This window comes from Micromonospora sp. NPDC049101 (assembly GCF_040648675.1).
Taxonomy (GTDB): domain Bacteria; phylum Actinomycetota; class Actinomycetes; order Mycobacteriales; family Micromonosporaceae; genus Micromonospora.
The window spans coordinates 218,335-235,976 of the sequence record NZ_JBEZED010000007.1 but is presented as its reverse complement, the minus strand read 5'-3'; the positions used below and the strand labels follow the sequence as shown (position 1 = coordinate 235,976).

General features: G+C 71.6%; 17 protein-coding genes. 7 read left to right on the top strand and 10 right to left on the bottom strand.

Annotation, left to right across the window (positions count from 1 at the left end; all coding sequences use genetic code 11):
• Positions 1–23: 23 nt before the first annotated feature.
• The gene (locus AB0B57_RS12540; protein WP_357068311.1) at positions 24–1,316 is read right to left on the bottom strand and encodes a hypothetical protein; all 1,293 of its coding nucleotides are present in this window, start codon (positions 1,314–1,316) and stop codon (positions 24–26) included.
• A 101-nt stretch (positions 1,317–1,417) separates the two neighbouring features.
• The gene (locus tag AB0B57_RS12535; protein ID WP_357068309.1) at positions 1,418–2,338 is read right to left on the bottom strand and encodes a proline dehydrogenase family protein; all 921 of its coding nucleotides are present in this window, start codon (positions 2,336–2,338) and stop codon (positions 1,418–1,420) included.
• A 107-nt stretch (positions 2,339–2,445) separates the two neighbouring features.
• Between AB0B57_RS12535 and AB0B57_RS12530 the strand changes: the two genes are divergently transcribed.
• From AB0B57_RS12530 to AB0B57_RS12520, 3 genes are read left to right on the top strand one after another with little or no spacing between them, the layout of a single operon-like run.
• A complete protein-coding gene (locus AB0B57_RS12530) occupies positions 2,446–2,718 on the top strand; it encodes a hypothetical protein (protein WP_357068307.1) in 273 nt (90 codons plus the stop codon).
• A 1-nt stretch (position 2,719) separates the two neighbouring features.
• Positions 2,720–3,886: a glutathionylspermidine synthase family protein gene (locus AB0B57_RS12525; RefSeq protein WP_357068305.1), complete on the top strand. Its 1,167-nt coding sequence runs from the start codon at positions 2,720–2,722 to the stop codon at positions 3,884–3,886.
• A gap of 19 nt (positions 3,887–3,905) precedes the next feature.
• A complete protein-coding gene (locus AB0B57_RS12520) occupies positions 3,906–4,493 on the top strand; it encodes a CGNR zinc finger domain-containing protein (RefSeq protein ID WP_357068303.1) in 588 nt (195 codons plus the stop codon).
• 31 nt (positions 4,494–4,524) lie between these two features.
• Here the strand turns inward: AB0B57_RS12520 and AB0B57_RS12515 are convergent, their stop codons facing one another.
• The gene (locus tag AB0B57_RS12515; protein WP_357068301.1) at positions 4,525–5,331 is read right to left on the bottom strand and encodes a sugar phosphate isomerase/epimerase; all 807 of its coding nucleotides are present in this window, start codon (positions 5,329–5,331) and stop codon (positions 4,525–4,527) included.
• 75 nt (positions 5,332–5,406) lie between these two features.
• On the bottom strand, positions 5,407–6,351 hold the full coding sequence (locus tag AB0B57_RS12510) for a Ppx/GppA phosphatase family protein (RefSeq protein WP_357068299.1): 945 nt from the start codon (positions 6,349–6,351) through the stop codon (positions 5,407–5,409).
• Positions 6,352–6,431: 80 nt separating this feature from the next.
• Between AB0B57_RS12510 and AB0B57_RS12505 the strand changes: the two genes are divergently transcribed.
• The gene (locus AB0B57_RS12505) at positions 6,432–7,229 is read left to right on the top strand and encodes a hypothetical protein (protein ID WP_357068451.1); all 798 of its coding nucleotides are present in this window, start codon (positions 6,432–6,434) and stop codon (positions 7,227–7,229) included.
• Positions 7,230–7,336: 107 nt separating this feature from the next.
• On the opposite strand, the gene AB0B57_RS12500 is transcribed toward AB0B57_RS12505, so the two are convergent.
• Both AB0B57_RS12500 and AB0B57_RS12495 read right to left on the bottom strand, forming a co-directional pair.
• Positions 7,337–8,020 carry a response regulator transcription factor gene (locus AB0B57_RS12500; protein ID WP_039906992.1) on the bottom strand — a complete coding sequence of 228 codons (684 nt, stop codon included), beginning with the start codon at positions 8,018–8,020 and terminating at the stop codon, positions 7,337–7,339.
• A gap of 23 nt (positions 8,021–8,043) precedes the next feature.
• A complete protein-coding gene (locus AB0B57_RS12495; RefSeq protein WP_357068296.1) occupies positions 8,044–9,327 on the bottom strand; it encodes an ATP-binding protein in 1,284 nt (427 codons plus the stop codon).
• 206 nt (positions 9,328–9,533) lie between these two features.
• Here AB0B57_RS12495 and phoU point away from each other — a divergent pair, with 206 nt between their 5' ends.
• Positions 9,534–10,187 carry a phosphate signaling complex protein PhoU gene (gene phoU / locus AB0B57_RS12490; protein WP_357068294.1) on the top strand — a complete coding sequence of 218 codons (654 nt, stop codon included), beginning with the start codon at positions 9,534–9,536 and terminating at the stop codon, positions 10,185–10,187.
• Between the two features lie 51 nt (positions 10,188–10,238).
• Here the strand turns inward: phoU and AB0B57_RS12485 are convergent, their stop codons facing one another.
• A complete protein-coding gene (locus AB0B57_RS12485; protein WP_357068292.1) occupies positions 10,239–11,006 on the bottom strand; it encodes a phosphoglyceromutase in 768 nt (255 codons plus the stop codon).
• A gap of 152 nt (positions 11,007–11,158) precedes the next feature.
• On the opposite strand from AB0B57_RS12485, the gene AB0B57_RS12480 reads away from it, so the two are divergent.
• Both AB0B57_RS12480 and AB0B57_RS12475 read left to right on the top strand, forming a co-directional pair.
• Positions 11,159–12,436: an MFS transporter gene (locus tag AB0B57_RS12480; RefSeq protein ID WP_357068290.1), complete on the top strand. Its 1,278-nt coding sequence runs from the start codon at positions 11,159–11,161 to the stop codon at positions 12,434–12,436.
• A gap of 75 nt (positions 12,437–12,511) precedes the next feature.
• Positions 12,512–13,777 carry an MFS transporter gene (locus tag AB0B57_RS12475; protein ID WP_357068288.1) on the top strand — a complete coding sequence of 422 codons (1,266 nt, stop codon included), beginning with the start codon at positions 12,512–12,514 and terminating at the stop codon, positions 13,775–13,777.
• 372 nt (positions 13,778–14,149) lie between these two features.
• Here AB0B57_RS12475 and AB0B57_RS12470 read toward each other — a convergent pair whose 3' ends face one another.
• From AB0B57_RS12470 to mshA, 3 genes are all read right to left on the bottom strand, one after another.
• Positions 14,150–15,073, bottom strand: coding sequence for a hypothetical protein (locus tag AB0B57_RS12470; protein ID WP_357068449.1), 924 nt, complete (start codon positions 15,071–15,073; stop codon positions 14,150–14,152).
• 541 nt (positions 15,074–15,614) lie between these two features.
• Positions 15,615–16,130: a YbjN domain-containing protein gene (locus AB0B57_RS12465; protein ID WP_357068286.1), complete on the bottom strand. Its 516-nt coding sequence runs from the start codon at positions 16,128–16,130 to the stop codon at positions 15,615–15,617.
• 93 nt (positions 16,131–16,223) lie between these two features.
• Entirely contained in the window at positions 16,224–17,588 is a 1,365-nt protein-coding gene (mshA, locus tag AB0B57_RS12460) for a D-inositol-3-phosphate glycosyltransferase (RefSeq protein ID WP_357068284.1), read from the bottom strand.
• Positions 17,589–17,642 lie beyond the last annotated feature (54 nt).

Sequence of the window (17,642 nt, the reverse complement as noted above, 5' to 3'; positions counted from 1 at the left end):
CCGGCACACCACCCGCGGACCCGTCAGGCGGCGGCGGCGCGCACGTACGCGACGCACTCGTCGTGCAGCGTCGACCACTGCTCGCCGAACGCCTCCTCGGCGGCCACCTCCAGGGTCTTGCGCTCGTGCACCACGGCCTTGAAGAAGGTGAGCAACCGCTGCGGCCCGTACCTGTCGACGAGGTGCCGGACGGCCAGGTAGCCGACGCCGTAGCTGCCGCTGACCTGCTCGGCGGACGCGTCGTCGGCCGGGTTGACGCCGGACAACTGACCGTCCCATTTGGCCTTGACCAGTTTGCGCACCTCGGCGAGCCCCTCGTACCTGTCGACCGCCTGGCCGCCGGTGCCGGCGAACTCGGCCAGCCCTTCCACCAACCACCAGGTGGTCTTGCCCGGGTAGCCGCGCTCCGGCAGTGAGGCCGCGTGGGTCAGCTCGTGCCGGAGCAGGTCGTCGGTGCCGCTGCTGGGCAGCCCGTCGGCGTTGAGCACCACCTCGTGGTGGCCGCCGCCCACGGTCACCGCGTAACCGCCGGTCCACTGTGGTCGGTCACCGCCGTACCAGCGCTTCCACTCGGCACGGCCGGCGTAGAAGATCCGGTAGCGGTCCGGCGGCGACGCCCCGGCGACCACGTACCCGTCGGCGATCCTGGCGGCCGCCTCGGCCTGGGCCAGCAGCCCGGGCAGCTTGCCCCGCAGCGCAGGTGTGGTGGCGACGATGGTCCGCGCGCCGATCGCCACGACCAGGTCACTGACCTCCCACGGTCGGGTGCCGGTCTCCACCGACTTGGACTCCTCCAGGGCGATCAACCGGGGCTGGTCGCCGTACTCCCGCCAGCGGGTGCCGATCAGCACCGGGCTGGGTCGGCAGTTCGGTGCGACGAAGCAGTACTGGAAGCGCACCAGGAGCCGCCACTCCCCCGGCTTGCCGACGATCGGCGCGGGCAGGCCACTCGGCTCGGCCCGCCAGACGGTCACCTTGAGCTCGCGCAGCGCGGCGAAGCGTCGGCGCAGATCGGCGTGCGCGGCGGGGTCGGCGATGGCGAGAAAAGCAGCGCGGTCGCCGCCGAGCAGCGCCGTGGACTGCCGGTCGAGCTGGGCGGTCATCCGGTCGGCCAACCCTCGGGCCAGCGCGGTGGCCGGGTCGTCAGCCGTCGAGGCACCGGCCCGACTGATCGTGGACCGGGCGCCGTTCTCCCGGACCACGCCGGCGACGAGCAACGCCGGCAGGCCGCAGCCCAGCAGCAGGACGACCACCACGAGCACCGTCCACAGCGGCCAGAGCCGCCGTGGTGCTGGCTGCTGCACCCCGTCAGTCACCCGCCGAAGGGTACGACCACCCGGTGGATGGGGCGAGGCCGCCCCCGGGCCGGCGGTGACCCCGGAAGATCACCGCCGGCCCGTCGGCCGAACCGGAGCTGTTACTTCTTGGAGATCAGGGCACGGCCGAAGAAGACCAGGTTGGCCGGGCGCTCGGCGAGCCGGCGCATCAGGTAGCCGTACCACTCGTCGCCGTACGGGACGTAGGTGCGCACGGTGTAACCCTCGGCGGCCAGGCGGGCCTGCTCCTCCGGGCGGATGCCGTAGAGCATCTGGAACTCGAAGCGCTCCGGCCCCCGGTCGAACCAGCGGGCCCGGTCCTCGCCGATCGCGATCATCCGTGGGTCGTGGGTGGCCAGCATCGGGTAGCCGTCGCCGGACATCAGGATGTTCAGGCAGCGCACGTACGACTTGTCGACCTCACGAGCCGACTGGTACGCCACCGACTCCGGCTCCTTGTACGCACCCTTGCACAGCCGCACCCGCGACCCGGCCGAGGACAGCTCCCGGCAGTCCGACTCGGTCCGGCGCAGGTACGCCTGGAGCACCGCACCTGTCGACGGGAAGTCCTTGCGCAGCTTGCCCAGCACCTCCAGCGTCGAGTCGGTGGTGGTGTGGTCCTCCATGTCCAGGGTGACAGTGGCGCCCGCCGCGTCGGCCGCCGTGCAGATCGCCCGGGCGTTGTCGTACGCCAACTGCTCGTCGAACATCTGGCCGAGGGCGGAGAGCTTCACGCTCACCTCGGCGGCCGGGGTGAGCCCGGCGGCACCGAGCAGCTTCAGCAACTTCAGGTATTCGTCGCGGGTGGCGACGGCCTGTTCGGGGGTGACGGTGTCCTCACCGAGGTGGTCGAGGGTGACCGCGAGACCGTCGTCGACGAGCCCGCGGGTCGCGCGCAACGCGTCGTCGGTGGTGGCGCCGGCGACGAACCGGCGAACGACGTCCCGGGTGTACGGGGCGGTCGCGACGAGCCGCTCGACCTGGGTTGACCGGGAGGCGGCGAGGATGACGGAACGGAGCATGAGCCGAGCGTATCGCCCCTGCCAGGGGCCCCGCCGAGGGGCGGGGAGGACCGCCTCTCGGTGGGGGCGGGGCGGCGGTGGTGGCGCCGATCGGCTACAACGATGCCGTGGACCCACGCCCCCGCCGCCGGCTACGGTCGGCCTCCGTGCAGCTCGGCGCGCTCACCGCTCTCGCGCTCGCCCTCTCCGGCTGCAACATGACCTCGGACGACGACGATGACGACGACTGTGCCCTCGGGCCGGTCGGCGGCGGCGACACTGTCGCGCTGGCGATGCGGGTCCCCGACCCGGCCGCCGGCCGTGCCGCCCCCGAGCCGACCACTGCCGCCCTGCCCGATCGTGGCGGGTTCGGCACCCACCTCGCCTCCTGCGGCGGCTGAGGTGCGCCGCGAGACGGTCACGCCCCGACCCGACTGGGACACCACCATCCGGGAGCAGGGGCTCGTCTACGTCGACACCGAGCTGCCCGACGGCGAGATCATGTCGTACTGGGACGAGACCGGCGCGTACGCCTTCGACCTCGACGAGGTGCTGCGGCTGGAGGAGGCCACCGAGGAGCTGCACCGGATGTCGGTGGCCGCCGCCGAACACGTGGTGGCACAGCGCCGCTACGCCGAGTTCGGCATCCCGGACTGGGCGGCCGAGGCGGTGGCCCGGTCGCTGCGGGAGACGCCACCCACCCTCTACGGGCGCTTCGACCTGGCGTACGACGGCACCTGGCCGCCGAAGATGCTGGAGTACAACGCGGACACCCCGACCGCCCTGGTCGAGGCGAGCATCATCCAGTGGTACTGGCTGGAGCAGACCCGGCCGGAGCTGGACCAGTGGAACAGCCTGCACGAGCGGCTGGTTGGCGCCTGGGCCAAGATCGCGGCCGGGCTGCACGACCCCCGGGTGCACGTGCTCTGGTCGAACGAGGAGGAGTCCGGCGAGGATCACATGACCGCCGGCTACCTGGCCGAGACCGCCCGACAGGCCGGCCTGGACATCGCGTTGCAGCCCATCCAGAAGATCGGCTGGGACGGCCGGCGCTTCCTCGACGCCGCCGACCGACCGGTGACCACCTGCTTCAAGCTCTACCCGTGGGAGTGGATGCTGGCCGAGCCGTACGGGCCGGCGGCCCTGGCCCCGGGCACCCCGACCACCTGGATCGAGCCGGCCTGGAAGCTGCTGCTGTCCAACAAGGCGCTGCTCGCCGTCCTGTGGGAGCTCTACCCCGACCACGAGTACCTGCTCCCGGCGTACCTCGACTCGCCGCGCGGCATGACGGAGTACGTGGCCAAGCCGCTGCTCGGCCGGGAGGGCGGTTCGGTACGCATCGTCACCGCCGAGCAGGAGATCACCAACCCGGGGATCTACGGCGACGAGGGCTGGTGCTACCAGGAGTTCCGGGCGTTGCCGCAGTTCGCCGGCAACCACGTGGTGCTGGGGAGCTGGATCGTCGACGGCGAGTCGGCCGGCGTGGGTGTGCGGGAGAGCGCAAGTCTGATCACCGACGGCTACGCGCGCTTCCTGCCGCACTACATCGACGCGCCGCGCACCCCGTGAGTCGTCTACCGTTGGGGGCGTGAACTTCGACGCGTACGCCCGGACCGGCGTTGACCTGGTCAACGCCCGCCTGGACGACCTCGACGACCTGCGGGCCCTCTTCCCCGACGACAACGCCTGGATGCGCGACGAGGTCGCGGACCGGGACGTCGCGATCTTCCGGCGGGCCCAGAAACGGTTGCGCGACGTCTTCGAGTACGGCACCTCGGGGCGCGACGGGCAGGCGGTGACCGAGCTGAACGCGCTGCTCGAGGCGTTTCCGGTGCAGCCGCGCATCTCTGGGCACGACTCCAGCGACTGGCACATGCACGTGACCAGCCGGGGCGCCTCGGTGAGCGCGGAATACCTGGCCGGCGCGGTCTGGGGGCTGTCGGTCTGGCTCTGCGAGTACGGCAGTGCCCGGTTCGGGGTGTGCGCCGACGAGCGGTGCGGCAACGTCTACCTGGACACGTCGTCCAACTGCTGCCGGCGGTTCTGCTCGGAACGCTGTGCCACCCGCTCGCACGTGGCGGCACACCGGGCCCGCAAGCGGGCGGCCGTCGGTGAGCAGGTGACGGTCGCCGCACAGCCGACCGTGGGCGCCGACTCGCTCTCGCCGGTGAGCTGACCCCGCCACCGCCCGGTCGCGGGCGGACGGGTCAGGCGTCGACCGGGGACGGCGCGGTCAGGTGCTGACGGGCAAACTCCAACGCGGCGCGCAGGTCGGCCTCGCGCACCGCGCGGCTCTTCGCGCCCCGGGTGGCGACCTCCACCGCCACCGCCCCGGTGAAGCCGCGCCCGGCCAGCGAGGAGAGCAGCTCCCCGCAGGGCTGGGTGCCGCGCCCGGGCACCAGGTGCTCGTCGCGGCCCTCGCCGGTGCCGTCACCGAGGTGCACGTGCGCCAGCCCGGCGCCCATCCGGTCGGCCATCTCCAGCGGGTCGCTGTGCGAGGCCGCGCAGTGCGACAGATCCAGGGTGTACGACGGGTAGCCGGTCTCGGTGGGATCCCACCCCGGCACGTACGGGACGAACTGTCGACCCGCCATCCGCACCGGGTACATGTTCTCCACGGCGAACCGCAGCCCGCTGAACCGGTCGGCGACGGTGGCCAGCCCCTCGGTGAAGTTGCGCGCATAGTCGCGCTGCCAGGTGAACGGCGGGTGCACCACGACCGTCGGCGCCTCCAGCGTCTCGGCCAGCTCGGCGGCCCGGCGCAGCCGCTCCCACGGGTCCGGGCTCCACACCCGCTGGGTCACCAGCAGGCAGGGCGCGTGCACCGAGAGCACCGGCACCCCATAGTGCGCCGACAGGCCGCGCAGCGCGCCCGCGTCCTGGCTGACCACGTCGGTCCAGACCATCACCTCGACCCCGTCGTAGCCGAGCGCCGCGGCCAGTTGGAACGCCGCCGCGGTCGGCTCGGGAAAGACCGACGAGCTGGACAGGAGCACGGGAACGCGGGAAGTCACGTCAGCCAGCGTAGCCCGGCAGCGCCGGTGCCATCGTGACGAGTGCCAGCAAACGGGCCGAAACCGGCCGCCCGGTCAGATCGGTTCAAGTTGATCGAGTCGACGGAGGATGACGCCCTCGCGCAGCGCCCACGGGCAGATGTCCAGTGAGCCCAGATCCAGGCGGCGCATCGCCGCCTCGGCGACCACGGCGCCGGCCAGCAACTGGTGCGCCCGGCCGGCGCTGACCCCCTCCAGCTCCATCAGCTGGGCCGGTGGGATGTGCCGGATGAACCCGATGACCTGCCGCAGACCCGCCCGGGTCAGGCTGCGCCGTGCCCAGAGCCCGGCACCGGAGGGCGCGGCCCCGGCCAGCCGGGCCAGGGTGCGGAACGTCTTCGAGGTCGCGACCGCCCGCTCCCAGCCCACCTGGGTCATCTGGTCGATGATCTTGTCCAGCCGCCCGTCCACGTACTCCCGGAGCTTCTCGATGGTCTCCGCCGACGGCGGGGCCGCGCTGCCCGGATCGACCCGCAGCCGCTCCCGGGTCAGCCGACCGGCCCCGAGCGGCAGTGAGACCGCGACGTCCGGGTCCTCGTCGATGCCGGCGGCGATCTCCAGCGAGCCACCGCCGATGTCCAGCACCAGCAACCGCCCCGCCGACCAGCCGAACCACCGCCGCACGGCCAGGAACGTCGACCGCGCCTCGTCCGCACCGGAGAGCACCACCAGCTGTACGCCGGTCTCGTCCCGGACCCGGGCCAGCACCTCGGCCGCGTTGGTGGCGTCGCGCACCGCGGACGTGGCGAACGCGATCAGGTCGTCCGCCGCCAGGCCGGTGGCCGCCGCCTTGGCCATGCCGACGGCCTTGACCAGGCCGTCCGCACCCGCCTCGGTCAGCGCGCCGTCGGGGCCGATCTGCTCGGCCAGCCGGAGCACCACCTTCTCGGAGTGCGCCGGCCACGGGTGCGCGCCGTGGTGCGCGTCCACCACGAGGAGGTGCACCGTGTTGGATCCGACGTCGAGGACACCCAGTCGCATGATGAAGACCATAGGTGCAACGCGTTTGCGCGGCTCGCCGGCCTGCGGACGTCACCGCGCGTACGCTGGGCCGGGTGACGATGGAGCTCCGTGTGCTGGTGGACGACCCGGGTGATCCGCGCAGTCGCGAGGTGCCACTGGACTTTCCCCGGGAGTGGATCGAGTTCACCGATCCGGCCGACGAGACGCACCTGATCCGCGCCGACCTGACCTGGCTGCTGTCCCGCTGGACCTGCATCTTCGGCAAGGGCTGCCATGGCATCATCGCCGGCCGGGCCGCCGACGGTTGCTGCTCGCACGGGGCGTTCTTCACCGACTCCGACGACGAGAAGCGGGTCCGCAACGCCGTCAAGCGGCTCACCCCGTCGACCTGGCAGCACTTCCAGCGCGGCTTCAAGAACTGGACCGCCGAGGACACCATCGACGGCAAGAACCCGGCCCGCCGCACCGCCACCCAGGGCCCCGACGGTCCGTGCGTGTTCCTCAACGACGCCGACTTCGCCGGCGGGGGTGGCTGCGCCCTGCACGGCCAGGCGCTGCGCGACGGGGTGCACCCGCTGGAATACAAGCCGGACGTCTGCTGGCAGTTGCCGATCCGCCGCGATCAGGACTGGGTGAAGCGGCCGGACAACTCCAAGGTGTTGGTCTCCACCCTGTCCGAGTTCGATCGGCGCGGTTGGGGTGCCGGCGGGCACGACCTGGACTGGTGGTGCACCTCCTCGACGGACGCGCACGTCGGCACCGAGCCGATGTACCTGTCGTACGGGCCGGAGTTGACCGCGCTGATCGGCGCTGCCGCCTACGAGCGGCTGGCCGAGCTGTGCGCGGCGCGGGTCAAGCAGGGCATGGTCGCCCCGCACCCCGCCGACGAAATCTAACCGATCTTGGTAGCAATCTTGCTACAACCTCAAGGTCGTCCGCTGACCGAGCGCGAACAGGCCGAAGGGGGCCTACGCCGAGCGCAGACCCCATTCGGGTACGCCGATCACGGCTCGAACTTGTAGCCCAGGCCCCGGACGGTGACGATGAAGCGCGGCGCCGACGGCTCCGGTTCGATCTTGGAACGCAGCCGCTTGACGTGCACGTCCAATGTCTTGGTGTCACCGACGTAGTCGGCGCCCCAGACCCGGTCGATGAGCTGGCCGCGGGTGAGCACCCGGCCCGCGTTGCGCAGCAGCAGCTCCAGCAGCTCGAACTCCTTCAACGGCAGCTGCACGGCCCCGCCCTCGACGGTCACCACGTGCCGTTCGATGTCCATCCGCACCGGGCCGGCGGCCAGCGTCGGAGCGCCCGCCTCGGCCACCTCCGGGCTCTGCCGGCGCAGCACCGCCCGGATCCGGGCGACCAGCTCCCGTGGCGAGTACGGCTTGGTGACGTAGTCGTCGGCACCGATCTCCAGCCCGACCACCTTGTCGATCTCGCTGTCCCGGGCGGTGACCATGATGATCGGTACGGCCGACCGCTGCCGCAGTTGCCGGCAGACCTCGGTCCCCGACATCTCGGGCAACATCAGGTCGAGCAGCACGATGTCGGCGCCGGTTCGGTCGAACTCGGTGAGGGCATCGGTGCCGGTCGCCGCGACCGAAACCTCGAAGCCCTCCTTACGGAGCATGTACGACAAGGCGTCGGAGAACGACTCCTCGTCCTCGACCACCAGAACGCGGCTCAACGGGGATTTCCTTTCCATTGCTGTCAGACCTGCCGTAGCCCAGCCGGACCGGACTCGATCCCAACCGGCGGCAGTGTCGCCAGCAGGTCGTCCGGTGGGCTGGCGGGCAGCCGGAGGGTGAACGTCGATCCACCACCAAGAGTGCTCGACACCTCGACCCGTCCGCCATGGTTGCTCGCGATGTGTTTCACGATTGCCAGGCCGAGCCCGGTGCCGCCGGTGGCCCGCGAACGGGCCTGGTCGGCCCGGTAGAACCGCTCGAAGATCCGGTCCACGTCGGTGGGGGCGATGCCGATGCCCTGGTCAGCGACGGCGACCTCGACGTGCTCGTCGTCACCGCGCAGGGTCACCCGCACGGTGGTGTCCTCGCCCGAGTAGTTGATGGCGTTCTCGACCAGGTTCGCCACCGCCGTGGCGAGTTGGGAGTCGCTGCCGTAGGCGGTGAGGCCCCGTTGACCGTCCACGGTCACCTCGACACCCCGGGCGGAGGCCGTGGTGCGGGTCCGGTCGACCACCTCGGCGATCACCCAGTCCAGCGCTACCGGCTCGGGTGGCGGCTGTGGTTCGGCGCCCTGCAACCGGGTCAACTCCAGCAACTCCTGCACCAGCCGACCCAGTCGGGTCGACTCGTGCTGGATCCGCTCGGCGAACCGGCGGGCGGCCACCAGGTCCTCGGAGAGATCGGGCGCCGCCGCGTCGGCCGGCTCGGTCGCGTCCAGCAACGCCTCGGCGAGCAGCTGCAGCGCCCCGATCGGGGTCTTCAGCTCGTGGCTCACGTTGGCCACGAAGTCGCGTCGCACCCGGGTCAATCGGTGCGACTCGGTCACGTCGACCGCCTCCACCGCGATGAACCCGTTGCCCAGACCCATCGCCCGCAGGTGCACGCCGAGCGGGTTCTCCCCGGCGCTGTCGCGACCCCGGGGCAGGTCCAGCTCGATCTCGCGCCGCACCCCGGTGCGTCGCACCTGGCCGGCAAGGGTACGGATCAGCGGGTGCGCGGCGATCGAGCCGGGGGTGCTGCCGGTACGCAGAAGCCCCATCGCGCGGGCGGCCGGGTTGATCAGCACCGGCACGTCGTCGTTGTCCAGGACCACGACACCGGCCCGGAGCGAGTCGATCGTCCGGCGGCCGAGCCCAGCCTGCTGCTCGTCGGCTATCGCGGGCCTCCCCCTGCTCCAGCGGGGGCTCGCGCCGCCCGTCGACGTGGAGCGACCGTCCCGCGCGGGCAGGAACCGGGGCAGCAGGAGGCCGGCGGCCAACCCGGCCACCAACGCCACGGCCACCACGACCGCCACCGCCCACTCCACCCGGCGATCGTAGGGTCATTGTTAACCTGGCTACCACACAGAACGGGACGAACCACCCGCACTTCGAGAAGTGTTCACCCCCACGTCTGGCGTCGTTCACCGTGGTTCATCCGCGGTCCGCCCGCACCCCATACCGTTGGCGTCGCACCTGCTCAACCCCCCTGCGCCGGCACCCGTCGGCGGCGACCGAACCACAGGACGTGATGATGCGCGACGAGTTCCGGGCCGACCTCCAGATCGTCAGCCAACTGCTGGTGGACATGGCGGAGGGCGTCCGCGCCGCCATGCGCCAGGCCACCCGGGCCCTGCTCACCGCCGACCGGCAGGCCGCCGAGACGGTCATCGAGCGGGACGCCGAGATCGACGACCTCTACCGACACGTCGAGGAGCGCGTCTGTGACCTGCTCGCCCGACAGGCGCCGGTCGCCTCCGACCTCCGGGCGATGATCACCGCGCTGCACGTGGCCGCCGATCTGGAGCGGATGGGTGACCTCGCCGAGCACGTGGCGAAGACCGCGTTGCGCCGACACCCCTCCCCCGCCGTTCCGGCCGAGTTGCGGACGGTGTTCACCGAGATGTCCGAAATCGCCGACCGGATGGCCGTGAAGATCGGCTCGGTGCTGGCGAAGCCCGACGCCGACCTGGCCGGCGAGCTGGACCGCGACGACGACGCCATGGACGAGCTGCACAAGAACCTGTTCGCGGTGCTGCTCGGCGACGACTGGCCGTACGGGGTGGAGACGGCGATCGACGCCACTCTGCTGGGCCGCTTCTACGAGCGCTTCGCCGACCACGCGGTCAACGCCGGCGAGCACGTGATCTACCTGATCACCGGGCAGAGCACGCCCTCGGCGAGCTGATCCCCGGCACGACGAAGGCCCCCGGGAATCCCGGGGGCCTTCGTCGTCGGCTCAGCGGCCCTGGTTGGCGACCGCGGCGGCAGCTTCCTTCGCCGCCGTCGGGTCGAGGTAGGTGCCGCCCAGGGTGAGCGGGCGCAGCTGCGGGTCGAGGTCGTAGCGCAGCGGGATGCCGGTCGGGATGTTGAGCTTGGCGATCGCCTCGTCGGAGATCTGGTCGAGGTGCTTGACCAGGGCGCGCAGCGAGTTGCCGTGCGCGGCCACCAGCACCGTCCGGCCGGCCAGGATGTCCGGCACGATCGAGTCGTACCAGTAGGGCAGCATCCGCTCGACGACGTCCTTGAGGCATTCGGTACGCGGCATCAGCTCGGTCGGCAGCAGCGCGTAGCGGGGGTCGCCGACCTGCGACCACTCGTCGTTGTCGTCGATCGGCGGCGGCGGCGTGTCGTACGACCGGCGCCAGAGCATGAACTGCTCCTCGCCGTACTCGTCGAGGGTCTGCTTCTTGTTCTTGCCCTGCAGGGCGCCGTAGTGCCGCTCGTTGAGCCGCCACGACCGGCGCACGGCGATCCAGTGCCGGTCGGCGGCGTTGAGCGCCAGCTCGGCGGTGCGGATCGCACGGCGCATCACGCTGGTGTGCACGACGTCCGGCAGCAGGCTGTGCTCGCGCATCAACTCGCCGCCGCGCCGCGCCTCGCCCTCGCCCTTCTCGGTCAGGTCGACGTCCACCCAACCGGTGAAGAGGTTCTTGGCATTCCAGTCGCTCTCACCGTGTCGCAGCAGGACCAGCGTCCCGACGGTGGGCCCTTCGCTCGCAGTCATGCCGATCATCCTGCCTCAACCGCCGCGAGGACACGCGGGCAGCCGTCGTGACGACCACCACGTGAAAATGCGGATGACCAGCGGATCGCCCCGCCACTAGGGTTGTAAGGCACGACAGTCATAGCGGTCATTACTTGCAAGCGGGGCGCCAGATGCGGACGATGCGGAGTTGGTTCCGGGATACCACCGGCGGCCTGCCGGCCACCTTCTGGTACCTGTGGTCCGGCACCCTGATCAACCGGCTCGGCTCGTTCGTCCTCGTCTTCCTCGCCATCTACCTCACCCAGGAACGCGGCTTCTCGGCGTCCCAGGCCGGCCTGGTGATCGGCCTGTGGGGGGTCGGCGGCGCGTTCGGCACCACAGTGGGCGGCACCCTCGCGGACCGGTGGGGCCGCCGGCCGACGTTGCTCACCGCGCACGTCGGCGCGGCCGCCATGATGCTCGGCCTCGGGCTGGCCCGGGACCTCTGGGCGGTGGCGCTGGGCGCCCTGCTGCTCGGCATGTTCGCCGAGGCGGCCCGGCCCGCGTTCGGGGCCATGATGATCGACGTGGTGCCGGCGAAGGACCGACTGCGCGCCTTCTCGCTCAACTACTGGGCGATCAATCTGGGCTTCGCCTGCGCCGCGGTCCTCGCTGGCCTCGCCGCGCAGGCCGACTACCTGCTGCTCTTCGTGGTCGACGCCGGGACCATGCTGGTCACCGCGCTGATCATCTTCACCCGGGTGCCGGAGACACGGCAGGCCCGTTCGGCCGCCGCCACCGCCACTCCCCGCGGCGCCCTGCGCACGATCCTCACCGACCGCGTCTACCTCGGCTTCGTGGCACTCAACCTGTTCGCCGCGCTGGTCTTCCTCCAGCACATCTCGATGCTGCCAATCGCCATGGGCGACGACGGCCTGAGTCCGGCCACCTACGGCTCGGTGATCGCGCTCAACGGTGTCCTCATCGTGGTCGGCCAGCTCTTCGTGCCTCGACTGATCCGGGGTCGGAGCCGATCCCACGTGCTCGCGCTGGCATCCGTGGTGATGGGCGTCGGGTTCGGGCTCACCGCGTTCGCCGGCACCCCCTGGTTCTACGGGCTGACCGTGCTGATCTGGACGGTCGGCGAGATGCTCAACTCGCCGTCCAACTCCACACTGATCGCCGAACTCTCGCCGGCCGAGCTGCGCGGTCGCTACCAGGGCGTGTTCTCCCTGTCCTGGCAGATCGCCGGGGCCAGCGCACCGATCCTCGGCGGCCTGGTGCGCGAGCACGCCGGCAACGACACGCTCTGGTACGGCTGCGCCGCGCTCGGCGTACTGACCGCGGTGGCCCACCTGGTGTCCGGCCCGGCCCGGGAGCGGCGGGCCGCCGCGCTGCGCCGCTCCGGCGAGGCGCTGGCACCTGTCGACACCCGCCGGACGCCGCAACCCGCCGAGGCGGCCGCCTGACGACTGGCGCCGGGGCGGCCCGGGTTCCTACTCTGCACTCGAAACAGTTAAGAAAGCGAACTGTCGGGAGGACGAGTGCACGCCCTGCGGCGCCTGTGGCACGACACCGCAGGTGGGCTCCCCGCCACCTTCTGGTACCTCTGGGCCGGCCTGCTGATCAATCGGGCCGGCGCGTTCGCCATGCTGTTCCTGTCGCTCTACCTCACCGACGTACGCGGGGCGAGTCTCGGGCTGGCCGGCACGGTCGTCGGCGCGTACGGGGCCGGCGGCGCGGCCGGCGTGCTCCTCGGCGGTGTCCTCGCCGACCGGTGGGGCCGCCGGGCGACCCTGCTCGCCGCACACCTGACCACGGCCGGCCTGATGGTGGCCCTCGCCTTCAGCAAACCCCTGCTCCTGATCGCGGTGCTCTCCGCACTCGTCGGCGTGGTCCACTCGATGCCCAGCCCGGCGTTCGTCGCGGCGATCGTCGACGTGGTGCCCGCCGAACGCCGCTCACGCGCGTTCAACCTCCAGTTCTGGGCGTTCAACCTGGGCATGGCGGTCGCCTCGCTGCTCGCCGGAGTGCTGGCCGAGGCAAGCTTCACCGCGCTGTTCCTGGTCGACGCCGGTGCCACCCTGACCGCCGCCGCCGTGATCGGCTGGAAGGTGCCGGAGACCCTGCGGCTGGCCGCCCCACCCGCCGACAGCCCGACACCCACGGCGATCCGGCCCCGTCGACCGGGACTGCACACCGCGCTCACCGACCGCACCTTCCTGGTCTTCGTCGGGCTCACCTTCGCGCTGGCCGTGCTCACCATGCAGACGTCGACGATCATGCCGCTGGCCATGCGCGCGGACGGCCTGGGCCCGTCGGCGTACGGGCTGGTGGTGGCGCTCGGTGGCGCGCTGATCGTGATCGGGCAACTGTTCGTGCCCCGGCTGATCGACAGGCACCGCAAGGACGTCGTACTGGCCGCCTCCACCGCGCTGCTCGCGCTCGGTTTCGGGGTGCTCGCCGTCGCCGACGAACTGGCCGTCTACCTGATCGCCGCCGTGGTCTGGACGATCGGCTCGATGCTCGCCGCCCCGCCCAACGCGCAGATCAACGCCGACCTGGCACCGCCGCCGCTACGCGCGCGCTACCAGGCGGTCTTCTACCTGACGTTCCCGGCCGCGGCATTCGTCGCTCCCACCCTCGGCGGGGTGAGCCTGCAGCACCTCGGCGAGGGGCACTGGCTGCTGGTGGGTGGGCTGGGCCTGGCGGCCGCGGTCGGGCACCTGCTCGCCGGACCACCCCGGGAGCGGCACGTCGCCGCGCTGCGCCAGGAGCAGACGCCGGCCACGGACCGGGTGAGCGCATGATCGGCGGAACACGGCAAAGCGCCCACCACGGCCCTGAGGTCGTGGTGGGCGCCCGCCGGTGGGGCCGGCGGCGGCGGGCAACACTCACCCCCGTAAGCATCGCCCGCTCAGCCGCCGGTCCAAACAGGTGGGCACCGTCCCCCAACGGTAGGTCCACCCGTCCCCTCGCGCCTCGCCTGGTGCGCGGATCTGATCGATCCGCCGCTCCCCCGAACGTTTCCAAGCGTGGCGCGGTGCAATAAAGCTAGTTCGCCCAGATTCTGGATTCAACCCAGAACGGCTGTCTCGCCGGTCACAACTGACGAGTATCCGCTGCTCGGGACTCAGTCTCTGACAACAGCCGCGTACCCGTCAGCCATTCCCGCAAACACCTCAGCCGTCCTCCCGATCGGGCGACTCGGTCCGGAAAAAGCTGCTCTGCCGGCCGTCGCGCAACTGTTCCTGATAAATCAGGTTCAGCCGCCGAAGGTCAAAGGTATAGAACCACTCATCCCAGGTGATCTCGCGAATTCGGCTACTTTCCCGGTAACCGGGGATGTTGAAGGTCAGAACGCCCGCACGGCCGTCTCGCTCGGTCCCCGCGATGGTTGCCGGCCTGGCCCCACGCCCCCGGGCCCAACGCTGGATCACCTCGTGGTTCGTGGTGATCAGGCTCCGCCCCGGCCGCTCCGGCCGGTCCTGGACCGACGAGATCACCTGCGAGCTGCGGACCGACCGTCCGGTACCCCGTCCGGTCCGGATCCCACCGGTCGTCGTGCCACTGCTGGCCGACGGGGTCGCCGCGCGCTTGGCGGGTGCCGCCCGCTTCGCGGTGGTACGCGTGGCGGGCGCCGCCCGCTTCGCCGCCGGCCGCGCCGGGGCCTTCTTCGCCGGCGCCTTACCCGCGGGCGCGGTACGGGCCGTCGTCGTCTTACGGGCCGTCGTGGTCTTACGGGCCGTCGTGGTCTTACGGGCCGCCGTGGTCTTACGGGCCGCCGTGGTCTTACGGGCCGCCGTGGTCTTGCGGGCGGCTGCCGTCTTACGGGCGGCCGTCGACGTCGCCGCTGTCGTCCTCTTCGCAGCTGTCGCCTTCTTCGCCGGCGCCCTCTTCGCCGCCGCCGACTTCCGCGCGGCGGTCGCCTTCGTCGCGGCGGCCCGCTTCGCGGGCGCGCTCTTGTTCGCTGGCGCGGCCTTCGCGCGGCTCGACGCCGGCCTGGCCGCCGACTTCTTGGTGGCGGCGGCACGACCCGCCGACACCCGGGTGCCGGTGGCCCGGCCCGTCGGACCGGTGCTGCTCCGACCCGCGCCAGCCCGCATCGAGCGGACCAACTGTTTCACCAGGTCGGGCTTGCGCAGCGCGGAGATCCCAGAGACCCCGCGTTTACGCAGTTGCCCGCGGATGTCGTCCACCCGCATCCGGGAGATCTCCGACTCGGAGACTCCTGGGGTACCCGGCGTCTGGTTGCCGGCCTGTCGCTTCGTCCTGGTCGCAGTCGCGCCGCGACCTGAGCTGTTCCGCTGAGCCATGGGACGCTCCGCTCCTTGACACTCCGTCCTCGGCGCGCGGGGGTCCCTCGCCGCACCGCGCGGTGCGGCATACCCGTCAGGAGCAGTCCGAACCTCCGACGACTCACCATGATCGTGCTCGATCCAGGATCGAGTGGCATCGGCGCGTGGGGCGGCCACTACTTCCTGAGTCGAGCGCGACCGTGGCGGCGGTAGAAGCCCCAAACTCCGCTCCGGGGCGGTGTGAGTCGTCAAGATCCGCACAAGATCGGGGATGTTGCTGTCTCTCGGCGGTCGGAGGCAGCAACAACGGGGAAGTTGCGCAGATCTTGGCGCGGGAGCGCGGGGGCGGTCAGGCTGGGTCGGGGCCCGAGCCGGAGGGCTCGAAGAGGTGGGCGAACGCGGCCAGGTTGGCGGTCGACTCGCCACGCTTGACCCGCCACTCGTACTCGCGGCGGATCGAACTGCCGAAACCGATCTCCAGCATCGGGTCGAACGACTCGTCGGCGTACGTGAGCACGGAACCGAGCAGCCGGTCCAACTCGTCGGCGTCCACGCCGGCCGGGTTGACCCGACCGGTCAGGTAGACGTCGCCGACCGCGTCGGTGGAGAAGGAGACGCCGTACATCCGGGCGTTGCGCTGCAACAGCCAGGCCCACAGCTCCTCGCGGCGCTCGTCCGGCTGGCGCATCACGAACGCCTCGATCCGCAGCGCGTGCTCGCCGACGATCAGGTTGCAGACCGTCTTGAGTTTGTGTGTGCCCGGCAGGGTCACCGCGTACGAGCCGGGGCCGGTCGACTCCCAGGCCAACTCCCGCTCGGCACAGACCGACTCGATCAGGGTCGCAAGATCGCTCTTCGGGCTCACCGGACCCACTCTACGACCGACCCGGCCCGCGCACCGGTTGGCGGCAACGCCCCCGGTTCAGGCGACCCCCATCGGTCAGCCGACGCCCACGGGTCACCAGGAGCAGGAGAGTGCCGGGTCGCCTGCCAGGTCGGCCGCGAGCCGGTCCCGGTGTGCGGCGATCGCCTCGCCGTAGACGCCGAGCAGGCCGGCCACCGTACGGTCCCAGGAGAAGTGTCGGGCGTGCTGCTCGGCCCCGCGGCCCAGCACCGCCCGGAGGGCCGGGTTCGGCAGCAGGCGGCCCAGCGCGCGGGCCCAGTCGACCGGGTCGTGGCCGTCGATCAGTACGCCACTGACCTCATCCCGCACGGCGGTGACCAGCCCTCCGACGGCGGCGGCCAGCACCGGCGTACCGCAGGCCTGCGCCTCGAGGGCGACCAGCCCGAACGATTCGTTGTGCGACGGGACCGCGACGAGATCGGCCGCCCGGTACAGGGCCGGCAGGTCGTCCCCGGTGAGCGGTGGCAGGAACCGCACCCCGTCGGCGACACCGAGTGTGGCAGCCAGCTCGATCAGTGCGGTCGGACGGTCCAGTCCGCTGCCGCTGGGCCCGCCGCAGATCACCACTGTCACCTGGGCGGCCAGCGCCGGGTCGCGTTCGCGCAGGGCGGCAACCGCGCGGATCAGCACGTCGGGGGCCTTGAGCGGCTGGATCCGACCGACGAAGGCAACCACGTACCCATCGGCTGGAAGCCCCAGCCGGCGGCGGGCCGCGCGGGCGGCCGCGGACCGGTCGCCCGGCGCGGGCCGGAACCGGCCCAGGTCGACACCCGGCTGTACGACGGACACCCGGGCCGGATCGGCGTCGTACCTGTCGACGAGGTCACCGGCCTCGACCCGGGTGTTGGCGACCAGGCGGTCCGCCTCGGCGACCACCTGCTCCTCGCCGATCACCCGGGCCTTGGGCTCGGGCCGGTCGCCGGCCGCGAGCTGGGCGTTCTTGACCTTCGCCAGGGTGTGTGCGGTGTGCACCAGCGGCACCCCCCAACGCTCCTTGGCCAGCCAGCCGACCTGGCCGGAGAGCCAGTAGTGGGAGTGGATCAGGTCGTAGTGCCCGGGCGGGCGGGACGCTTCGGCGCGCAGCACCCCGGCGCTGAAGGCGCACAGCTGACCGGGCAGCTCTTCCTTGGTGAGGCCCTCCAGGGGGCCGGAGGTGATGTGGCGGACCTGCACCCCGGGTGCCATCTCGACGACCGGGGGCAGGTCGCCGGAGGTGGCCCGGGTGAAGATCTCCACCTCGACGTTGGCTTCGGCGAGTCGCCGGGCGACCTCGAGGATGTAGACGTTCATGCCGCCGGCGTCGCCCGTGCCGGGCTGGTGCAGGGGGGAGGTGTGCACCGAAAGGGTGGCGATACGGCGAGGCCGGGGCCACGGTTGGGCACCTCGCTGACGCCCGACACCGGTGTGCAGTTCCGCCACATCCGCTCCTTTGTCACGGTAGATGCCATCTCGCACGACCGGTGCTTCTCGGTC